Origin of the sequence: Bacillus cereus group sp. N21, assembly GCF_016483395.1 — a bacterium.
In the GTDB taxonomy this organism is placed as follows: domain Bacteria; phylum Bacillota; class Bacilli; order Bacillales; family Bacillaceae_G; genus Bacillus_A; species Bacillus_A pseudomycoides.
The window spans coordinates 1-442 of sequence record NZ_JAEHBX010000248.1 but is presented as its reverse complement, the minus strand read 5'-3'; the positions used below and the strand labels follow the sequence as shown (position 1 = coordinate 442).

Below are 442 nucleotides of genomic sequence, written 5' to 3'. Positions count from 1 at the left end.
TATGGAAAAGCGAAATTTATTCAAGTGGAAGCATTATCATCATGATATTATTTTGCAAACAGTAAGATGGTACCTACGGTACAACTTGAGCTTTCGTGATTTGGTGGAAATGATGGAGGAACGGGGCTTATCCGTTGCTCATACAACGATTATGCGTTGGGTTCATCAGTATGGTCCTGAATTAGACAAAAGAATCCGTCGTCATCTCAAGCAAACCAATGACTCTTGGAGAGTCGATGAAACATATATCAAAGTAAAAAGTCAATGGATGTACCTGTATCGTGCTGTCGATTCGAAAGGAAATACCATCGATTTTTACCTAAGCAAAGCAAGAAACCATAAGGCTGCAAAGCGATTCTTCAAGAAAGCTTTGCAGTCTTTTCATATTTCTGAGCCTCGTGTCGTGACAGTCGATAAGAATCCAGCTTATCCTATAGCAGTT

At 39.6% G+C, this 442-nt stretch carries 1 protein-coding gene; it reads left to right on the top strand.

Features of this window, described 5'->3' with window-relative positions; genetic code table 11:
- Position 1: 1 nt before the first annotated feature.
- A partial coding sequence (locus tag JDS96_RS30715) for an IS6 family transposase (RefSeq protein ID WP_199669120.1) occupies positions 2 to 442 on the top strand: 441 nt, incomplete at its 3' end.